The sequence below is a fragment of the Gardnerella sp. c23Ub_4 genome, assembly GCF_055804115.1.
This window is the reverse complement of record NZ_JANUYO010000001.1, coordinates 317,918-336,932: the sequence shown is the minus strand read 5'-3', so window position 1 is coordinate 336,932 and position 19,015 is coordinate 317,918. Positions and strand designations below refer to the sequence as shown.

The 19,015-nt window shown below is 43.2% G+C and carries 14 protein-coding genes and 2 tRNA genes; 4 read left to right on the top strand and 12 right to left on the bottom strand.

Features of this window, described 5'->3' with window-relative positions:
* Nucleotides 1-18: 18 nt before the first annotated feature.
* The 9 genes from NYP67_RS01500 to NYP67_RS01460 all read right to left on the bottom strand — a co-directional run bounded on the left by NYP67_RS01500 (nt 19) and on the right by NYP67_RS01460 (nt 10,469).
* The gene (locus NYP67_RS01500; RefSeq protein ID WP_473411109.1) at nt 19-2,415 is read right to left on the bottom strand and encodes a heavy metal translocating P-type ATPase; all 2,397 of its coding nucleotides are present in this window, start codon (nt 2,413-2,415) and stop codon (nt 19-21) included.
* Nucleotides 2,416-2,698: 283 nt separating this feature from the next.
* Nucleotides 2,699-2,771: transfer RNA gene (locus NYP67_RS01495), tRNA-Ala, on the bottom strand.
* A 28-nt stretch (nt 2,772-2,799) separates the two neighbouring features.
* A tRNA-Ile gene (locus NYP67_RS01490) sits at nt 2,800-2,873 on the bottom strand.
* A gap of 97 nt (nt 2,874-2,970) precedes the next feature.
* Nucleotides 2,971-3,450, bottom strand: a complete 480-nt coding sequence (locus tag NYP67_RS01485) for a Dps family protein (protein ID WP_004131229.1) — start codon at nt 3,448-3,450, stop codon at nt 2,971-2,973.
* Nucleotides 3,451-3,475: 25 nt separating this feature from the next.
* Nucleotides 3,476-4,807, bottom strand: a complete 1,332-nt coding sequence (locus NYP67_RS01480; RefSeq protein ID WP_004131228.1) for a hemolysin family protein — start codon at nt 4,805-4,807, stop codon at nt 3,476-3,478.
* 109 nt (nt 4,808-4,916) lie between these two features.
* Nucleotides 4,917-5,732 (bottom strand): TIGR03943 family putative permease subunit, encoded by an 816-nt coding sequence (locus NYP67_RS01475; protein WP_004132407.1) that lies wholly within the window; start codon nt 5,730-5,732, stop codon nt 4,917-4,919.
* Complete coding sequence (locus NYP67_RS01470; RefSeq protein WP_004132405.1) at nt 5,729-6,871, bottom strand: permease; 1,143 nt, start codon at nt 6,869-6,871, stop codon at nt 5,729-5,731. Before NYP67_RS01470 ends, NYP67_RS01475 begins: the two co-directional genes overlap by 4 nt.
* A complete protein-coding gene (locus tag NYP67_RS01465; RefSeq protein ID WP_473411108.1) occupies nt 6,865-7,524 on the bottom strand; it encodes a carbonic anhydrase in 660 nt (219 codons plus the stop codon). The genes NYP67_RS01470 and NYP67_RS01465 overlap by 7 nt, the downstream gene beginning before the upstream one ends.
* A 188-nt stretch (nt 7,525-7,712) precedes the next feature.
* Entirely contained in the window at nt 7,713-10,469 is a 2,757-nt protein-coding gene (locus tag NYP67_RS01460; protein WP_473411107.1) for a phosphoenolpyruvate carboxylase, read from the bottom strand.
* Between the two features lie 206 nt (nt 10,470-10,675).
* Here NYP67_RS01460 and NYP67_RS01455 point away from each other — a divergent pair, with 206 nt between their 5' ends.
* Complete coding sequence (locus NYP67_RS01455; RefSeq protein ID WP_128831943.1) at nt 10,676-12,481, top strand: threonine/serine exporter family protein; 1,806 nt, start codon at nt 10,676-10,678, stop codon at nt 12,479-12,481.
* Nucleotides 12,482-12,596: 115 nt separating this feature from the next.
* Here the strand turns inward: NYP67_RS01455 and trpS are convergent, their stop codons facing one another.
* On the bottom strand, nt 12,597-13,688 hold the full coding sequence (gene trpS / locus NYP67_RS01450; protein ID WP_004131219.1) for a tryptophan--tRNA ligase: 1,092 nt from the start codon (nt 13,686-13,688) through the stop codon (nt 12,597-12,599).
* Between the two features lie 155 nt (nt 13,689-13,843).
* Between trpS and NYP67_RS01445 the strand changes: the two genes are divergently transcribed.
* Nucleotides 13,844-14,269, top strand: coding sequence for a DUF3073 domain-containing protein (locus tag NYP67_RS01445; protein ID WP_004131217.1), 426 nt, complete (start codon nt 13,844-13,846; stop codon nt 14,267-14,269).
* Nucleotides 14,270-14,346: 77 nt separating this feature from the next.
* On the opposite strand, the gene NYP67_RS01440 is transcribed toward NYP67_RS01445, so the two are convergent.
* Nucleotides 14,347-14,811: a sterol carrier family protein gene (locus NYP67_RS01440; RefSeq protein WP_004131216.1), complete on the bottom strand. Its 465-nt coding sequence runs from the start codon at nt 14,809-14,811 to the stop codon at nt 14,347-14,349.
* Nucleotides 14,812-15,054: 243 nt separating this feature from the next.
* On the opposite strand from NYP67_RS01440, the gene NYP67_RS01435 reads away from it, so the two are divergent.
* Nucleotides 15,055-17,538 (top strand): glycogen/starch/alpha-glucan phosphorylase, encoded by a 2,484-nt coding sequence (locus tag NYP67_RS01435; protein WP_473411106.1) that lies wholly within the window; start codon nt 15,055-15,057, stop codon nt 17,536-17,538.
* Between the two features lie 192 nt (nt 17,539-17,730).
* Here the strand turns inward: NYP67_RS01435 and NYP67_RS01430 are convergent, their stop codons facing one another.
* Nucleotides 17,731-17,943 (bottom strand): hypothetical protein, encoded by a 213-nt coding sequence (locus NYP67_RS01430; protein ID WP_004131212.1) that lies wholly within the window; start codon nt 17,941-17,943, stop codon nt 17,731-17,733.
* 218 nt (nt 17,944-18,161) lie between these two features.
* Between NYP67_RS01430 and NYP67_RS01425 the strand changes: the two genes are divergently transcribed.
* Nucleotides 18,162-18,863, top strand: a complete 702-nt coding sequence (locus NYP67_RS01425) for a rhomboid family intramembrane serine protease (protein ID WP_018639895.1) — start codon at nt 18,162-18,164, stop codon at nt 18,861-18,863.
* Nucleotides 18,864-19,015 lie beyond the last annotated feature (152 nt).

The window sequence follows — 19,015 nt, the reverse complement described above, 5'->3', positions numbered from 1 at the left end:
CAAAGTGAATATTGTCACTTACGCACGTTTGCCTTTCAACGCTGTTAGCGCCCACAAAATTGACACAACATCAATCATCTCTTGCATCATAGCTCCAAGAACGGCAGGAATCAGCCCAAAAGCAGCCGCAATCATGCTTATAACAGCCAAACCAATTCCCAACATAACAGCTTGAATCATAACTCTCTTCGTGTGTTTTGCAACGCTTACAGCGTTTGCTACAGCATAAATGTTGTTGTTCATAATCACAACTTGCGCGCACTCCGAAGCTGCTGTATCCGTGCCATCTGTTAAAGCCACACCAATGTTTGCTGCAGCCAAAACTGGAGCATCATTTACGCCATCTCCAACCATCATTGTTACGCGCTTATCTTTTTTCTTATGCATAAAGCTGCTAAAGATGCCAAAACTGCCGCAATCTTCTTCGCTTTTGTAATCACTATAGTGCTGTTTTATGCACTCAAGTTTGTCTTGCGGTAGCAAATTAGCCTTTACTCGCTCAATCCCAACGCTTTTTGCTATTGTTTGAGCAGCTTGCAAGCCGTCTCCTGTAAGCATGCTTATTGAACGAATGCCAAGCTCCTTTAGTTTTTGAATCGTTGATTTTGCATTTTCTCTAGGCACGTCTTTTAGAACGATTCGACCAACAAGTTTGCCATCAAAAGAAACGTATGTTGCCATTTCGTCGGCAGCAAGTTTTTCAAAGTTGCTTTCTATTTTTGATATATTTTTTGCGTTTTCTATATTTTCTATATTTTCTACATTTGCATGTTTGGCTTTATCTTCGGCTGCTTGCGACTTTTCCGCGAGCTTGCCAGGGCACGCATTCAAAACGTAGCTTTTTCGCCCAACTCTAACGTTTATACCATCCACACTTGCGCATATACCTTGCCCAGCAGTTTCTTTAACACCGCTTATAACTGGATATTCGCGAACGCTTGGAAGTTGCGGAATAGCAGATGGATGCGCGTTTTGCCAAAGATCTGCTCCAGCTTTTGCAATTCCTCCTGCAAGAATGTGCTGCGAGTAGGTTTCCAAAACACCTGCAAACATTAGGATTCTATTTTGCAACCCACTATTTTCTTGATTTACGCCATCTTTGCCATCTGCGCTATCTGCGCTATCTTCGCCATCTTTATGATTCGCTAAATCCACTCTAACAACTTGAGGCTGCTTAACAGTAAGCGTTCCCGTTTTGTCGAAGAAAACATCACTTACACAACTTAATTGCTCTAAAACATCCTGACTTTTTACAACAATCCCAAGCTTTGCAAGCCTTCCCGTTCCTGCCATAAATGCCACCGGCACAGCGATTAATAGTGGGCAAGGCGTAGCTAGCACCAACACTTGCGCAAATCTTAAAGCCTGCCCAGATACAGCCCAAGCGCTAAATGCAATCACAAAAGAAAGCACCGTAAATGGAACGGAAAGCATATCCGCAAATCGAACTACAACTGCCTTGGAGCTTCTTGCAGATTCAACCAACTTCATGATTTTTTGATATTGCGAATTTTGCGATAACTTAGTTACGCGCATAATTAACACAACACCGCCATTTACACACCCAGACAACACTTGCGCGCCAGCAAACACTTCACGCGGAAGCGACTCGCCATTTATTGCGCTTGTGTCTAAAACCGCAGAACCGCTTAAAAGCTGACCATCTACAGGAACCGTTTCTCCTGGAAGCACAACTATTACATTGCCAATTTTTAGATCTTCAACTGGAACTGTTTTGTATCTTTGCAATTGGCTAGAAGACTTTACATCTTGCAATATTGGGCATTCTTTAGAGTTATTGTTACATTTTTTACACGATTCACAACTAGTAAAATCTTTAGGTTCTTGCAATGCCTCTAGCGAAGATTCATCGCTTACTTTTCTAAAATGATTATGATCAAGCAGAGCACATTGCTCACAAGATTCACCGCACACTATTCCAGGAAGTGTCATTAAATGCGCGGTTTGAGGAAACGCATTTACTAAAAGCGACAGATTTTTTTGCGCTGCATCTTGCGCAAAGTCTTCGATTGCACCGCCTGTAAACACCATTACAACAATCAAATAACTTGCCCAAAATTCGCCTATACAAAGCGTTGCGAGCAATGCAATAAACGCAAGCAAGTCAATTCCAAGCGTGCCATGCGCCAAATCATCAATCATACTTAAAAGCGACTTAGCACATGTGTATAAAACTAAACATGTTATTATACTTTGCCCGATTGTAAGGCTTATTTGCGCATTAAAATCAACGTTTATCAGTGAAAATAGTTGATTTAACGTCTTGCTTATAGCTTTGCAAAAATCGAGTATAAAACTTAGATTGCTAGAATAAAACGCCGCAATAAACGGGAACAAAACTAAAACGATTACTAATTGAGGAGCACGACGGCAATACGCTAAAAGTTTACGCATACACTTTCCTTACGCTGATCAGGTTAACCGCGTTAAACGCTGCTAACACACGATTTCACGCCTTGTTAACCCATTGAGCAGCTATTTATAAGATTTATAACAGCAAGCCCAATACACGGCGTAAGAGGTTATATTGACTTAACAAATTTAGTTTACCAAAAGGCCTAGATGAGAAGCATTCTCATATAGCAAGACGCGCGCAAGCACAACAAACACCCCAAAACACAATACGGACCCCATGCATGAAAAAAGGGCTTCTAGCAAATGCTAGAAACCCTATTTGTGGAGCTAAGGAGACTCGAACTCCTGACCCTCTGCTTGCAAAGCAGATGCGCTACCAGCTGCGCCATAGCCCCATTCGAAAGAATGATGTTCATTCTATCGTGGGCCCGGGAGGACTTGAACCTCCGACCTCATCCTTATCAGGGATGCGCTCTAACCACCTGAGCTACGGGCCCAACTTGTATGTTGAAAACATACAAGTAGTTAGATTAGCACATGAAACAAAAATGTCAAATAGCAAATCTAAGCGTGTCGCAAAATTATTCTACAAAATTACTCTAAATGACTGCGCATAAACCACTGGAACTTTTCAAGCTGCTGAACATGGTCTTGAATAATATTTGAGCTAACAATATCAAGATTATCAAGCTGTGCAATGGCATTTCTATCGTCCGCAATCATATCGTTGTAATACTCAATTAATGCTTGCAAATATTCTTTGGTGGACTTTCTACCACTAAGAGCAAAACGCTTCCAAGTGCGCGAAGCTACAACATCGTCCGCGCGACCAGATGGCGAGCCTCCAAGCGTTGCAATTCGCTCAGCTGTCTCATCTGCTTGAGCCAAAACTTCACTAACTTGAGGGTCAAGCATTTCGTGAACTGCAATAAAGTCTGGACCCGTAACATTCCAATGCGCATGCTTTAAGACTAAAGCAGCTTCCTGCTCGTGGCTTAAACGATTTTGTAAAACCGCAATAGCTTTTTCGCTAGAAACTTCGTCTAAACCTGGCACAATATGCATTAAAGCCATAGTATCCTCCATTTTTTGTTTTTTATTAATTTTTGTTATTGATTTTGTTCAAATCTTTATTTTGCTCTGTTTTTCTAACTTCAATCGTAGCAATTCTACGACCATCCACTTCTGCAACAGTCATATCGTAGCCATCCGCATCGTGCAAAACAGCGCCAACCTTACCCATCGAGCCTGTGCGAGCCAGAAAATACCCTGCAACCGTTTCGTAAGGGCCATCTTCCAATTCGATTCCAGTAACGTCTGCAAAGTCTTCAATCGTCATTCCGCCATCAACAGTAGCTACTCCGTTTACAAACGCTGTAGACTTGCTATCGCGGCTTAAATCCGACTCATCTGGCAAGTCGTACTCGTCTCGAATATCTCCAACAAGCTCCTCGGTCATGTCTTCAAGAGTTACAATGCCATCCGTTCCACCATACTCGTCAATAACAACCGCAAGATGAACCCCTCGCTTTCTAAGAAGCTCAAGACTTGGGAGCAACTTAGACGTTCCAGGAAGACTTATTCCCTCTCTAGTTACGTCTGCTACTGTTTTTGCGTTTGGATCTTTAACATCCAGCAAATCTCGAACGTGAACAAATCCAATAACATCATCAAAATCCTTGCCTGTTACTGGGTACCTAGAGTACGGAAGCTCGCGAATCTTTGCAGCAGCATCTTCTAGACTTAGTGAGCCATCCAAAAACTCAACGTCTGCACGAGGACGCATGACTTCTGCAACAATCGTCTCGGAAGCGTCAAAAACATCGTCTAAAATCGTGCGCTCATCTTGACTAAGTTTTTTATTGGAATTAACTAAAACGCGCAACTCTTCGTCGGAAACTTCACTTTCTTTTTCGTTTGGATCGAACCCAAGAAGGCGCACAAAACCGTTGGTATTCTTAGCAATCAACCATATTAGGGGCTTGCATATTTTAGAGAACACGTCTACTGCAGGAACAACAGTCCTTGCGATTTGCTCCGATCGCTGCATTGCGATTCTTTTTGGAACAAGCTCAGAAATTACGATTGAAAAATACGATATTATAAGCGTTAAAACAATAGTCGTAAGCGGGCCTGCTACATGTTTTGAAACACCCCAAGACTCCACTAATGGCACAACATGAGGTGCTATTGCAGATTCGCCAAAAGATGCCGAAAGAAAACCAGAAAGCGTAACTCCGATTTGAAGAGTGGAAAGAAAAGTGTTTGGATCGCGGGCGATTTTTGCTACGCGCGCTCCTCGCGCATCCTGCGCTTCCATGCGATCCAGCTGCGACGATCGCAAGTTAACAAGCGCAAGTTCGGTTGCTGCAAATATGGAACCAAACAAAAGGAACACAACAATGAGTGCAATGTTAAAACCCAACGACATACTTGCTATCTTAGTTGAATTTAGCTCATATAAAAAGTGCGTATAAAAGCAATGTTAATAATGTTGATAATATGCGGATAATATGCGGACAATAAACAAATACGCGCAATCAAGTTCTATAGAAATACCCCGAAGGCGCTTTATTCAAATCGCTAGCGGATTCAACTTTAAGAACAATTCCATCTTGCGAATAACCTTTTAGCCCAACTTTCCCAAGGGCTATTTTGGCTTTAACAACAACCCATTGATGATGCTCAAATCGCATATTTTTGGGCATTTGTGCAACAAAACCAAACGGGCTCATATCTAAAATGCAACAAGACATAAACTGTCTAGATATGCGAACTTGATCTTTAGAAAGCGTAGATTCTTTGCTTATAAACCCTTTTACAACAATCGTATAATCTTTGTATTTATCAAAATTATGGTCAATTTCGTTGTACCAATTGCCAAAATCATCGTCTGCAACAACAATTTTTTTATTAACTACATCTAATCCGCTTAAATTTTTTTTATTATTTTTACGATTAGACGCGATTGCTATTGCGCGACCAGAAGCATACTCGTCAAAACCTGCAGACTTTGCAAAACCGCTCGCAAGCGACGATTGAGACATTTGAAGTGGAATCAAAATAATAAGCATTGGCACTACAATTGAAACCATTATTTTTTTGCAATCTTTAGCATGTGCAGGGAAAAGTCCAAAAAGTGAGCAAATTCCCAAAACCAAAAGCAAAATCGCAGCAAAAATAAGATAAGCAAACGCGCGCGGAGTAGTCAAAATTGCATAAGATCCACTTAGAGCACTGTGCATTAAAGTTGCAGAAAAACAAAATAAACACAATGCTTGAATAATGCTTGCAAATGTTATTTTTTTAGACAATTTTGCAGAATTTGCGGAATTTGCGGAATTTATATCACTCACAGCATTACTCCCCACGCAAAATGAACAATAAGCGCAGCAAACAAACAGAACACAACAATCGTTGCAATTAAGCGCAAAACAAAGCTAGTTTTGCAATCTTCAACAAGCATAAGCGTATTTTTTATGTCTAGCATTGGCCCAAAAAGCAGAAAAACAATTACTGAACTCATTGGAAGCGAGGAGGCCAAAGAGCGCGCGATTACAGCGTCGGAACTGGAGCAAAGTGAGCTTGCATACGCTATTAACATCATTGCTGGAATTGCCACAAAAACAATTGTTGTATTAACCTTTGATGCAGGATCTGCACCAAGCCAAACGCGAATAATCGAAGCAACTATCGTTCCAAACAAAATTATTGGCATTAGTCGCATAAAATCTGAATAAATGTGATGTGCGTAAGTTTTCAAACTATTTTTAATACCAGACTTAAAGCTGGAAGAATTTTTATACGAAGAATGGCCACTTTGCGACTTATTGCAGCCGCCGCAATACGCACAATCCGCACAATCCGAACAATCAGCGCGAACTTTTTCCAATACATTTCGCCTTAAAACTTGCGACTTTACAGGAAAAATCACAAAGCTAACACCCACTAAAAGAGCCACACCAACACCCAAAGCCACTCGAGTTACAGCAACTGCTGGAACGTCCGCAAACGCGTACCAAGTAGCCCAAATAGAAACAGGATTTACCACTGGAACAGCGCACAAAAACGTTACAGCACAAGGCAATGGCAGCTTTCGCGCAACAAGACGAGAAAAAGTTGGAACAACAACACAATCGCAAACAGGAACGCACACACCTGCAAAAATCGCAGCCAAAAAGCCGTTTGCAATAGACTTTGGAGCGTGTTTTTCAATAAAATCTTCCGTAACCCATGTTTCTACAGCAGCGGAAACAAGAACACCAATTAGCGTAAAAGGAACAGCTTGCAAAAGCAAGCCAGAAACACCCCTAATAACAGTGTTTACAGGCAACCACGGGTTGCGCGCTTGCAAAGCTGGAAGCATTGCAATAATAAGAGCTACAAAAGGCACTCCTGCAATCAAAAAAAGATAGTTTGCAGAATTTGCTTGTTTTGCTTTACTTGCTTTTTCTACTTGGCTCGTTGTTTTTGCTTCGGTTTCTGTTTTTAGCATGACAACACTTCCACCAAGCCGTCACTCATTCGATACCTTGCTCCAACAAGCATCAAAGCGTCTTTGAAAACAGCTTCGCGAATTATTTGTGATTTTTCGCAAATTTCAGCCAAAATATTAGACACGTGAATACGTTCAATATCATCTGTATCTAAATTTTCCTCAACACCTGCGAGCGCAGCAGGCCCTAAAGAACGCAGTAATATTGACTCGCTCGACTCAATTGTTTCGCTTGTTTTATCTTCGCCGTATTCAGAAACCAGCTTTTGCACGTTCGGCAAAACAGCCTGTACAGCGCCGCAATGCTCATGCCCAAGCACAACCAACACTTTTACCCCCAAATCACTTACAGCGTATTCTAGCGAAGCTATTACGGCATCATCCAACACTTCTCCAGCTGTGCGAACAGAAAAAATATCGCCCAAACCAGCGTCGAATATAAATTCTGGAGCAACTCGCGAATCTGCGCACGAAAGCACAACAGCTCCAGGATGCTGACCGCCAATAAGTTTCATGCGCGATTCTGAATTTACGCCTGCATGATCTGAATTGCCGTCTGCAAATTTGCGATTCCCTGCAAGCATTGCGTTTAATACCGATGTAGCTAAAACTGAATCTTCATTAGCAAAATCTTCGCTGACTTCTTCTTGCATTATTACCTCCTACACTGGCATTGGCAATATTTTCAGTTGCTTAAAGTGTAAAATTTTTGACTTAAAATATATTGTATCTTTCGTAGTAAATAAGAATTTTGTTTAAGAATATAAGCCTATTATCAAAAAGGCTCCCGTATTGCAATTCGCAAATACGAGAGCCTTCTTGATTCAGTAATTTATTAAAATCATCCAGTGTTTTGCAAGCCTGCAGCAACACCAGAAACTGTGCAAAGAATCAAGTAAATAAACTCTGCTTGCTGGCTTTCGCTAAGCTCTTCTTTATCTACCTTGTTGCGCAACTTATGCAATGCAAGTGACTGAATTACAGAAAGCGCGTCCACGTAAGGCGAGCGCACGCGGATTGCCTGGCCAAGCACATGGCGATGTTGCAACGGCCACTTATCTCCAACAATTTGCAAAACCCACTTGCGCGTAAGTTGCATTTCCGAAAGCACCTTATCGCTCAAATCTTCGCGATCTCCAAGGCTTAGATACATGCAAGCAATGCGCTCATCCGTTTTAGCCAAAGACATCTCAATGTTGTCAATAAAAGTGCTGAAAAGTGGCCACTCTTCGTACGCTTTGCGCAAAGTTTGCAAGTCGCCAAACTTTTCGCAAGCTGTACCCAAGCCGTACCACGCTGCCAAGTTGATTCGAGCTTGTGCCCAAGAGAAAACCCACGGGATTGTGCGCAAATCATCCAAAGACTTTGCGCCAAGGCCTCGCTTTGCAGGGCGAGAGCCGATTGGAAGCAAACCAATCTCGCTAAGCGGAGTAACGGTTGAGAACCACGGCGTAAAGTCATCTGTTTGAAGCAAATCAATAAAACGATTATGCGCTGCAACATCAAGCTTTTGAGCCATATCCGCATACTTATGCGTCATCTCTGTGTTTGTTTTCTCCACGCTTGGAGCAGACTGAAGCAAAGTTGCTGCAGCAACAGATTCCAAGTGGCGAATCGCCAAAATTGGGTTTCCGTATCGAGCAAAAATCACCTCGCCTTGCTCAGTAAGCTTAAATCTGCAATTTACTGACCCAACTGGTTGAGCCAAAACAGCACGGTTTGCAGGGCCTCCACCTCGTCCAACAGCGCCACCGCGACCGTGGAACAGCGTTAGGTCAATATCGTGCTTTTTAGCCCACTGAGCAATGCGCTCTTGAGCAGAATGCAAAGCAAGCGTTGCAGAAGTAGGGCCTGCGTCTTTGGAAGAGTCGGAGTAACCGAGCATAACTTCCATCTTGCGGCCAGTGGCCTTTAAGCGAGCTTGAACTTCTGGAATCTTAATGATTTCTTCCAGAACATTAACCGAATTTTGCAAGTCTTCAAGCTGCTCAAAAAGCGGGATTACATCGATTGTTGGCGCATCTTGAGGGTGAGCAAACGCAAGGCGATTAAGCTCAAACACATCGCGAACATGCTGAGCAGACTTTGCAAACGATATAATGTAGCGGCGAGCAGCGCGCATACCATTTCGCTTTTGAATAGCACCAAGCGCGCGGAAAGTGTCTAGAACTTCGCGAGTCATTGGCTGAAGCGGGCCGCGCTCCCCATGCAAACCGTGTTCGCGAATATCTTCCAAAGCGCGAGAATGCACGAGCGAATGCTGACGGAACTCCATTTCCACCATGTGGAATCCAAATGTTTGCGCTTGCCAAATAAGATCTTGCAATGGACCATAAGCCGCGCGCGAATCGCCAGCAGCCGCAAGAGACCTTTGTACAATGTGCAAGTCTTCAATAAAATCTTCGCAAGAATGATACATTATGTCTGTATCTCGGCTAATTGTTCTGTGCAAACGATCTGCCATAACAAGCATAACGGCTCTATGCGGCTCGCTATTGGAAACGTCGGATGCGCTTTCCGTTAGCTGCTCGCTCATTTCTCGCTGGCGATTCCAAAGCTCCAAAAGCTCAACACTTGGAGGAGTTGTGCGCGTTTCCATTGTTAAGCATTTTCCAACTTCACGCGTACGCGCTTCTAGAGCAGCAAGAACGTGGTCGCTAAACTTTCTAGCAACTTGCCTGCTAACTTTTGCCGTAACATTTGGATTTCCGTCTCTATCGGAGCCAATCCAGCTTCCTGGGTGGAAGAACGCTGGGCAACGCGGCGGCACTAAGCCAGCCTTCTTACCTAGCAACCAATCGTCAAATCTGCGATAAACCAGCGGAATCGTGTTGAACAAAGTGGCGTCAAAAATGTCTAGAATCGTGTCCGCTTCTTCAACAGGAGTTGGCTTTTTAAGTGCGATTGGAGATGTACGCAACAATGCGTCAATCTCGTTGTATAGCTTACGATAATTCTCGCGCTTATCCGATCCGCCTAAAGTATTGTGCTTACTTAAAAGCTGCGATATTCTGCGGATTTTACCAGCTACAGCCTTGCGCCTAGCTTCTGTTGGGTGCGCAGTAAAAACTGGGTGGAACTCAAGCTTTGCAAGCAATTCCTTAGCTTGCGCAGGGCTCATTTCTGTAAGCAACTTGTGATATGCGCAAGTTAGCTCGTTCACTGGATCTACTGGATTAGAATCCTCAACGTCGCATTCGCGCTGATGCAGCACAGAAACCCTGTAGTTTTCTTCGCAAAGATTTGCAAGATGGAAGTATGTAGCAAACGCGCGCGCAAGCAATTGCATATCTGGCAAATCCATGCCATTGATTTTTTCTACAGCCTTGCTTAGTCCGTCGTTTTCTGTTTCTTGAGCATCAAGCATTTGATTAAAGTGTGCTGCACTTGCGTCTACAGCATTTAAGCGCACTTCGTCAAATACGGTTAATAATTTTTCATCAAATTCGCCTAAAACATCGCGCAGAATATGCAAGCACAAATCCATGTCTTGCTTAAGCGATGCTGGCAGTTCGCGCTCCTCGGGACCTTTTCGCCCTAAACCAGACGTTACAATCGTTGCGTCTGCTGGAGTTACCTGTTGATTTTGAGTTGTCATCAGACCTCCTTGTGCTAGTCATAAGGTTGCTTGGTCATTCGACTTCCACGGCTCCTCCGCGGTTATTTAGGTCAAAAGTTGCAAGCCCACAGCCTTTGTTTCCAGCGAGATTCCAAAATAATTGTGAACCGACCTTAGGACTGATTTTTTATATAAATTTTTTATATAAATTTTTATAGGCAATGCAATGCGTATACTAAAAAATTGTGAGCATAGAAGAGAATAACGCGGATAGCAGCGATAGCAATAGCAGCAATAATAACGGCAGTAACAGCGATAGTAATAAGCCAAAAATACTTTCGACTGGCCATATTGTTGGAAAGCCTTCTGGCCGTTTTCAAACGCATGCGATTCCGCTAGATATGGAAGATGTTGAGCGCGATTGGGATAAACCAGTTACGCAAGCTGGAATTGCAGCAAAATCCAGCATTATTATTCGTGTTGGCGCTTTAGGTTTAGGCGCTGGAACTGGAAGCTACCGCGTTCGCGAGCTTATGCACCGCGTTGGCGAACCTATGGGCGTGAACGTTCGTGCAGACGTTAATTTAACAGATATTGAAGCTACTTGCACAGATAAGCATGAGCGAATTACAGAAGTTGTTGACTTGCCTACTACTGGCGTAAACACGGAGAGAATCTGGCTTCTTGAGCACTTTGCAGATTGGTTTAACGTTAAGCTTGGAAACGATTCCTTATACCATTCAAAAGCCACTGTTTCCAAGGAATTAGTGGATACTCTTCAAGCTAGCAGTAACGAGAACGCGATTGTTCAAACAGCTAAGCAGTCGGAGGAGCACGCTGCAAAAGTCGAAGAAAAAATGGCAATTCAAGAGGCGATTCGCAAAGAAAAACCTCGCGGAATTTTTGCGCTACAGCCAGAAAAAACGTATGTTGAGCATTTTTCTCACGTTCAAAATGTCAAGAATGTTAAAAATGCTCAAAATAGCCAAAATAATTTGAATTCAGATCTTAAAAACAATTTCACTACTTCCTCTAACGCAAATCCTGCTGGCGATTTCTCCGCGCCGCTTACAGTTCGTCAAGTTCACGACCGCTTAGACTTAATCAAAAACCGCAAGCCTCTTTATAAACCTTGGTTTGCTGGCCTTGCCTCTGCAGTAGCATGCGCATCCTTCGCATTTTTGCTTGGCGGCGGCGCTTACGATATGCTTGGCGCTTTTATTGGCGCTGGAATTGGCCACTACGTTAGAAGACGCATGTTTATGCATCATCTAAACCAATTCGTTGTAACGTTTATTGCTGTTGCTGTTGGCGCTTTAAGTTGCATTGCTTCTTTGCGCATTATTGGTTGCTTTGACCCTTCTGCTTTGCATCACAATACGGCTTATATTGGCTCTGTTTTGTTTGTAATTCCAGGCTTCCCGCTTATTACAGGCGGCTTAGATATTGCTAAGATTGATTTTCCTTCTGGCATTCAGCGGCTTTGCTACACAATGGCGATTATTCTAATGGGCACTCTTGCAGGCTGGATGGTTGCAAGCCTTGTTCAGCTAGACCCTCAAGGCTTTACTCCGCTTGGCTTAAATCCTTGGCTTAATGCTGTTCTTAGAATGATTACAGCGTTTGCAGGCGTGTGGGGATTCTCCGTTCTGTTTAATTCTCCTCAACGAATGTGTTTTGTTGCTGGAATAATCGGAGCAATTACCGATACTTTGCGCTTAACAATGGCTGATTTTGGCGTAGCTGCAGAGATCGCAGCGTTTACTGGCGCTTTGCTTGCTGGTCTTTTGGCTTCCGCTTGGCGTGCAATTGTGCATAGAGGCTGGGCGCCGCAATACTTGGGATATCCGCGCATTGGTCTTACGGTTCCATCTATTGTGATTATGGTTCCTGGACTTTATATGTATCGCGCAATGTTCTATCTCGGTCAGTTTAATACTCTTCCTGCTTTAGACTGGACTTTCCGCGCGTTTATGGTGATTATTTGCTTGCCATTAGGGCTTGCAGTTGCGCGCGTTATAACAGATAAAAGCTGGCGATACGACATTTAGTCATAAGCTAATAAACATAAAACGCCCAGCTACTACTGGGCGTTTTATTTATGCGCGTTCTATTTGCATGCAATCAAAATATGCAATCAAGAAAGCTTTATCAAGCAAGAATTAATCAATACTTCATATTCATTGCTTCGCGTACTTGATCAAGTGTTTCTTGTGCAATCGCAGCAGCTCGCGCATTTCCATCATGCAAAATATCTCGAATTGAATCCATATCTTTGGCCAATTCCGCTCTACGCTGGCGGTGTGGAGCAAGGAAGTTGTTTACAGATTCAATAACGTACGCTTTTAGTGCTCCTGCGCCCGCGTTGCTGATTTCTTGCGCAATATCTTTTGGATCTCTGCCTGTAACCAAACCAGCAGTAGTCAAAAGCGCAGAAACTTGCGGACGAGCCACTGGGTCAAAAGTAATTGTGCGCTCAGAATCAGTTGGACTCTTCTTAATCAGCTTTGCTGTTTCTTCTGCACTTGCGCCAAGCATAATCGAGTTTCCGTAAGACTTGCTCATCTTGCGGCCGTCTAATCCTGGGATTTCTGGCGTATCCGAAAGAATTGCAGCTGGCTCTGGAAAAACAGGATTCTTCTTTGCGTATCTCTCATTAAATCTGCGAGCAATCGTGCGCGTAATCTCAATATGCGGCAAATTATCTTTGCCAATTGGCACAACATTTGCTTTGCAAAACAGAATATCGCAAGCTTGATGCACTGGGTATGTAAGCAAAAGTCCTGTTAAGGCATGACCAGAAGCTTCCATTTCGGCTTTAACAGTAGGATTTCTATGCAATTCGGCTTCTGTAACTAAAGACAAGAATGGCAGCATAAGCTGGTTTTCTGCAGGCACAGCGGAGTGCGTAAAAATCATGGTTTTCTTAGGGTCAATTCCAGCAGCCATGTAGTCAAGAACAAGGTTTAGCACGTTATCTTCTACGTGCTCAACAGTGTCTCTATCCGTAATCACCTGATAGTCTGCAATAATCACGTTTGTGTTTACGCCAAGATTTTGCATTGCGACACGCTCGCGAATCGAACCAAAGTAATGACCTAAGTGAAGTCTTCCTGTTGGCCTATCTCCCGTAAGCATTGTAAAGGAGCTAGGATTTGCTTTTAGCTTCTCAAGCGTTGCGTCTGAACGTTTTTGAGCTGCCACAAAGCTTGCGCTTATCTCGTTTCCAGCAGCTGTAACCTGTGCTTCTTCTGCCATTTCTAACTCCTTACACACGCAATTTTTCTTGCGATTTTTACGCCTAAAATATGGCTTTTATGGTAAAAGTTCACTCAGACAATATACTCTGTTGCGGCAAAGTGGTACGCTCTTGTGTGATGAATTGATTGTTTCGGTAAATTAGAGGGGGTCAGATGGGCCGCGGACGACAGAAGGCAAAGCAACAGAAAATTGCCCGTAAGCTCAAATACCTGACGACCGATACGGATTACGACGAGCTTGCTAAAGAGCTTAATACTCACGAGCCTGGTCAAGGATCCTTCGATCCGTTTGAATCTGATAGCTACAAGAATGAGGATTATCTAGATAATCAAGATGATTCCGAAAGCTTATCTGTAGAAGATGATTCTAAAGACACCAACACTAATGCTGGTAATGATAGTGTTGGTAGCTTGCATGATTCCGTTTCGAGTGGAGATGACGATTTAGACGACTACGCCGAGTGGGCTGCTCAGTCTGCCGCTCAGGCCGCTACTAAAGACAAGTCGTCTAGCAATTCTGGCGTTGTTCATCATCACATTCCTATGCCTATGCCTAGTTTTATGCATAAGAACAAGTAATTTTTGCACAAGAATTTGCACAAGAACGCTTAATTCTATATGTAGATAAGCATGTAGGCAAATACCCTTAGTTAGCATTAATTATTAAAAAGAGCTTTTGTAAGTTCGGGCAGCAAATTGCTTAAATCGTCTCGCTCTCCAACTGCGCTTATATTCCCAATTTGCTGCTCGTAATCCCATTTTGTTATTGCGCAAGAAAGTCGCAACCAAACATCTGGGTCAAGTTCTATAACATCTGGCGGTGTTAAATTATGCGGATCTGAATGTGGTCCTTCTAAGATTTTTACAGCTCCCCAAGGCGCCACTCTTACCTCTACAGCGCATCCTGGAGCTATATGCTCTAGCACATAAAGCGAGTATCTAACAGCCATTGCTTCATCGTTTACGCTAACGCCTATTTCGCTTGTGTTTATGCAGCACAAATCTTTTTTATTGTTCGTAGAATCTATTTTCATAGAATTTATATAAGATTTTGCACTATTTACCCACGTTTCAAACGATTTTTTAGCGCCACTTATATCCGCTTCTCGTATAACAGCCATATTTGAATTATCTCACGAATTGTCTAAGTATTATTTGCGATTTTAATGTTGTTTTATAAAAGTCATATTGTGAATAATTATTAATAAGGGTTTGGGGTTGTGGTATCATCAACAATGAAAACGTGTGCATTGCCGCGTACCGTCTTGTTAAGTGCAATTTGGCGCGGCTACAACCAGCATAATCAAGGGTTGCTATTCGCACATTTTAGGTAAATATATTATTCACGGCACAAGGAGTCAAATATGACTAAACACGTCGCGCCTAAAGCCAAGACTACTGCGGCGGCATTTGCCAAAGAACTTCAAGAAAATCTGAAGTACACCCAGGGTGTCACCCCAGAACAGGCCACTACGGCTGATGTGTATGTTGCCGCTGCTACCGCTGTCCGTCGTCATTTGATGGACTCTTGGATGCAGACACAGCATGACATGATTAACGGAAACACAAAGGCTGTTGGCTATTTAAGCGCAGAGTTCTTAATGGGCAAGCAGCTTGAAAATGCTTTGCTTAACGCTGGCCTTACCGATCAGTTCAACAAGGCTGTTACAAAGCTTGGTTTTGAGCCAAAAGATGTTATCGATGCTGAGTATGAGCCAGGTTTAGGTAACGGCGGTTTGGGTCGTCTCGCAGCCTGCTTTATTGACTCGCTCGCCTCTATCGGCGTTCCAGCATTCGGCTACGGCATCCAATATCGTTACGGCATTTTTAAGCAGCGCTTCGACGAGCAGGGCAAGCAGGTAGAAACCCCTGATTACTGGCTTAGCAACGAAGAGCCATGGGGTCACGTTGACTACGGCAGAGATCAGCGCGTTAACTTCGGCGGCGAAGTTGTTGAAGAAAACGGCAAGCGCGTTTGGAAGCCAGCATGGGCTGTTCGCGCAGTACCAGTTGACTACATGGTTCCAGGCTACAACTCTGGTCGCGTAAACACTCTTCGCTTGTGGACTTCTAAGTCTTACGACGAATTTGATTTGCTCACCTTCAACAAGTCTGAGTACTTGGATGCTGTTAAGCCACAGGTTGAAGCAGAAAACATTTCTAAGATTCTTTATCCAGAAGATTCCACTCCACAGGGCAAGGCTTTGCGTCTTGAGCAGCAATACTTCTTCGTAGCTGCTTCTATTCACGACGCTATTCGCGTGTTCTATCCTGGTCAAGATAAGCCAGATCTTACAACCTTCCCAAGCAAGATCAACTTCCAGTTGAACGATACTCACCCAGTTATTGGTATTCCAGAGCTTATGCGCGTTCTTATGGACGAGTACGGCTACGATTGGAACACCGCTTGGGGCATTACTACTAAGACATTCAACTACACTTGCCACACGCTTCTTCCAGAAGCTTTGGAAGTTTGGCCAGCCAAGCTTATTGGCGAACTTTTGCCACGCCACCTTGAGATTATTCAAGGCATTAGCGAGCAGTTCCGCAACGAGCTTCGCAGCAAGGGCGTTTCCGAAGATCAGGTTGAGCGTATGCGCATTGCTACCGACGCCGACGAAAATGGCGAAGGTGCTGTAGTTCGCATGGCTTACTTGGCTACCTACGGCGGCTCTTACGTTAATGGCGTTGCTGAGCTTCACTCTGAGTTGTTGAAGGATGTTACATTAAAGGACTTCTCCAGCGTTTACCCAGATAAGTTCAAGAATGTTACTAACGGCGTAACTCCTCGTCGCTTTGTGCGTTTGAGCAACCCACGCATGTCTGCTCTTATTACTGAGGGCTTGGGCACCGACGCATGGCAGGGTGATTTGGAGCTTCTTGAAGGTTTGAAGCCATTGGCTGACGACAAGGCATTCGTTAAGAAGTTTGCTGAAGTTAAGAAGCAGAACAAGCTTGCCTTCGTTGATTTTGCAAAGCACAAGTATGGCTTTGAAATCAACCCAGACACTATGTTTAACACCATTGTTAAGCGTTTGCACGAGTACAAGCGCCAGTCCATGAAGATCCTCCAGGTTATCTCCACATACGCTGGAATCAAGAATGGCACAATCGACGTAGACAAGATGCTTCCACGCACCGTGTTCTTCGGCGCTAAGTCCGCTCCAGGCTATGCTATGGCAAAGCTTACTATTCAGCTTATCAACAATGTTGCTCGCGTTGTGAACAACGATCCAGCATGCAAGGGCAAGCTTGCAGTGTTCTTCCCAGAGAACTACAACATTGAACTTGCTATGAACTTGATTCCTGCAACCGATTTGGATGAGCAGATTTCTCAAGCTGGTAAGGAAGCTTCTGGCACCGGTAACATGAAGTTTGCTTTGAACGGTGCTTTGACTGTTGGTACTCTCGATGGTGCAAACGTTGAGATTCGCGAGCGCGTTGGTGCGGAGAACTTCTTCCTCTTCGGCATGACTGTTGACGAGGTTGAGAAGCTCTACGCTGAAGGCTACGATCACGGCGGCTCCCGCAAGTACTACGAGTCCGATCCTCGCTTGAAGACAGCTGTAGACATGGTTGCTGACGGTACATTCTCCAACGGCGACAAGAGCGTGTATGAGCCACTCGTCAACGATTGGCTTACTCACGATTACTTCATGGCAATGGCTGACTTTAGCTCTTACATGGATATTCAAGCTCAAATTGAGGAAACTTACCGCGATCCTATGAAGTGGGCACGCATGGCTGTGTTGAACGTAGCCAACTCTGGTTACTTCTCTTCTGATCGCTCTATCGAAGATTACCTCGATCGCATTTGGCACACTGGCGCTCTTCCAACTGCCGAATAATTATGTAAAAGCATTTTAATATTGCTTTAATAAAAGCTGTGACTAGCGTTTGTTGGTCACAGCTTTTTTATTTATAAAAATGACTAAAAAACGACTATCAAAATAAAAATAAGGTGTGAAGCTATGCACTACGAGTGCAATACTTCACACCTTATATAGCTAAAGATTTGAGTATAAGAATTTTAATTCTAACTAAGCCTCAACTGCCTTAGCTGCTTCAGATTCTTCCTTATCTTCTTTTTCTGCGCCTATGTTAATTGGCGAAGAGCTGTTCTCCCATGGCTGCTCCCATGGATCGTAATCAGGATTATGCTGCTTGTAAACATACAATGCTGCAATACCTGCGAGCAGTGCTCCAAAGAGCAGTGCAAAGAACTTCCAACCGCCAGAGGACCTGTTCTCCATGATGGCTCCTTTCGTTAAGCTGACCTGCTCGTCCAAGTCAACGTTTGTATCGAGTTTACTCGTGTATTCACTATAATAGTGATTTTTTTTAACACTTGCATCTTTTTATTATATTTTTATGCACAAAACACCATAAATCTTACAAAACATTTTTAATGACCATTATGGTTGCTACTTATGTATGCAAATTTGTGTATGCAATTAGATAATGTTATTTTATGAACAATTTTGACATAAACACTATTGTTAAGCGCTTTAAAACTAATTGCAAAACCGCAACGTATTCAATTATCTACATTTGCGTGTTTGTGTGGATTATTGAGATGATTCTTCACACTTTTTTGCCAAGCGCATATCAACTATTTGTTGAAAATACTGCTTTTGCGCCATTTTTGATTACAAAAGCAAGCTGGACTTGGTTTACGTCTATGTTTGTTCACGCGCCAGAACTTACGCACATTCTTTTTAACATGATTTGCTTGTATTCGCTTGGCGTAGAGCTTGAGAGATTCTTTGGTAAATGGAAGTTCTTTTTCTTATACGCTATTAGTGGGCTTGGTGGATGCGTTGCAACTCTACTTTACTCAAAGCTTACACAAGACTGGGTGATTGCAGCTTATGGGGCTTCGGGAGCGATTATGGGTCTTATTGGCGCTCTTTTGGTTGCGCAATGGCGACTTGGCGAAAGTGTTAATGGAACTTTAATTTGGATTGGCCTAACGCTTGCAATGCCTCTTTTGGTTCAAAATATTGCTTGGCAAGCTCATATTGGTGGAATTGTTACTGGAATAGTTCTGTCTGCTTTACTTGGCACTAATAATCCTCTTCTTAAAAAAGCATCTTTTAATGAGCGATTTGCTGTTTACTCTTTACTAATACTTATTGTTCTTCTGGCAATAAGCGCATTCTGTTTGCAATAAATAGCGTTAAATTACACGCGTGTAGTTCTCCACAATTGTGGACATAAATGTGCATAACCTGGGTATAACATGGGTATATCTAAATAAGTTATCCACATTGTTATACACAATCGTTGATAACTCTGCATTTTTAGCCATGTTAACAAGTGTAT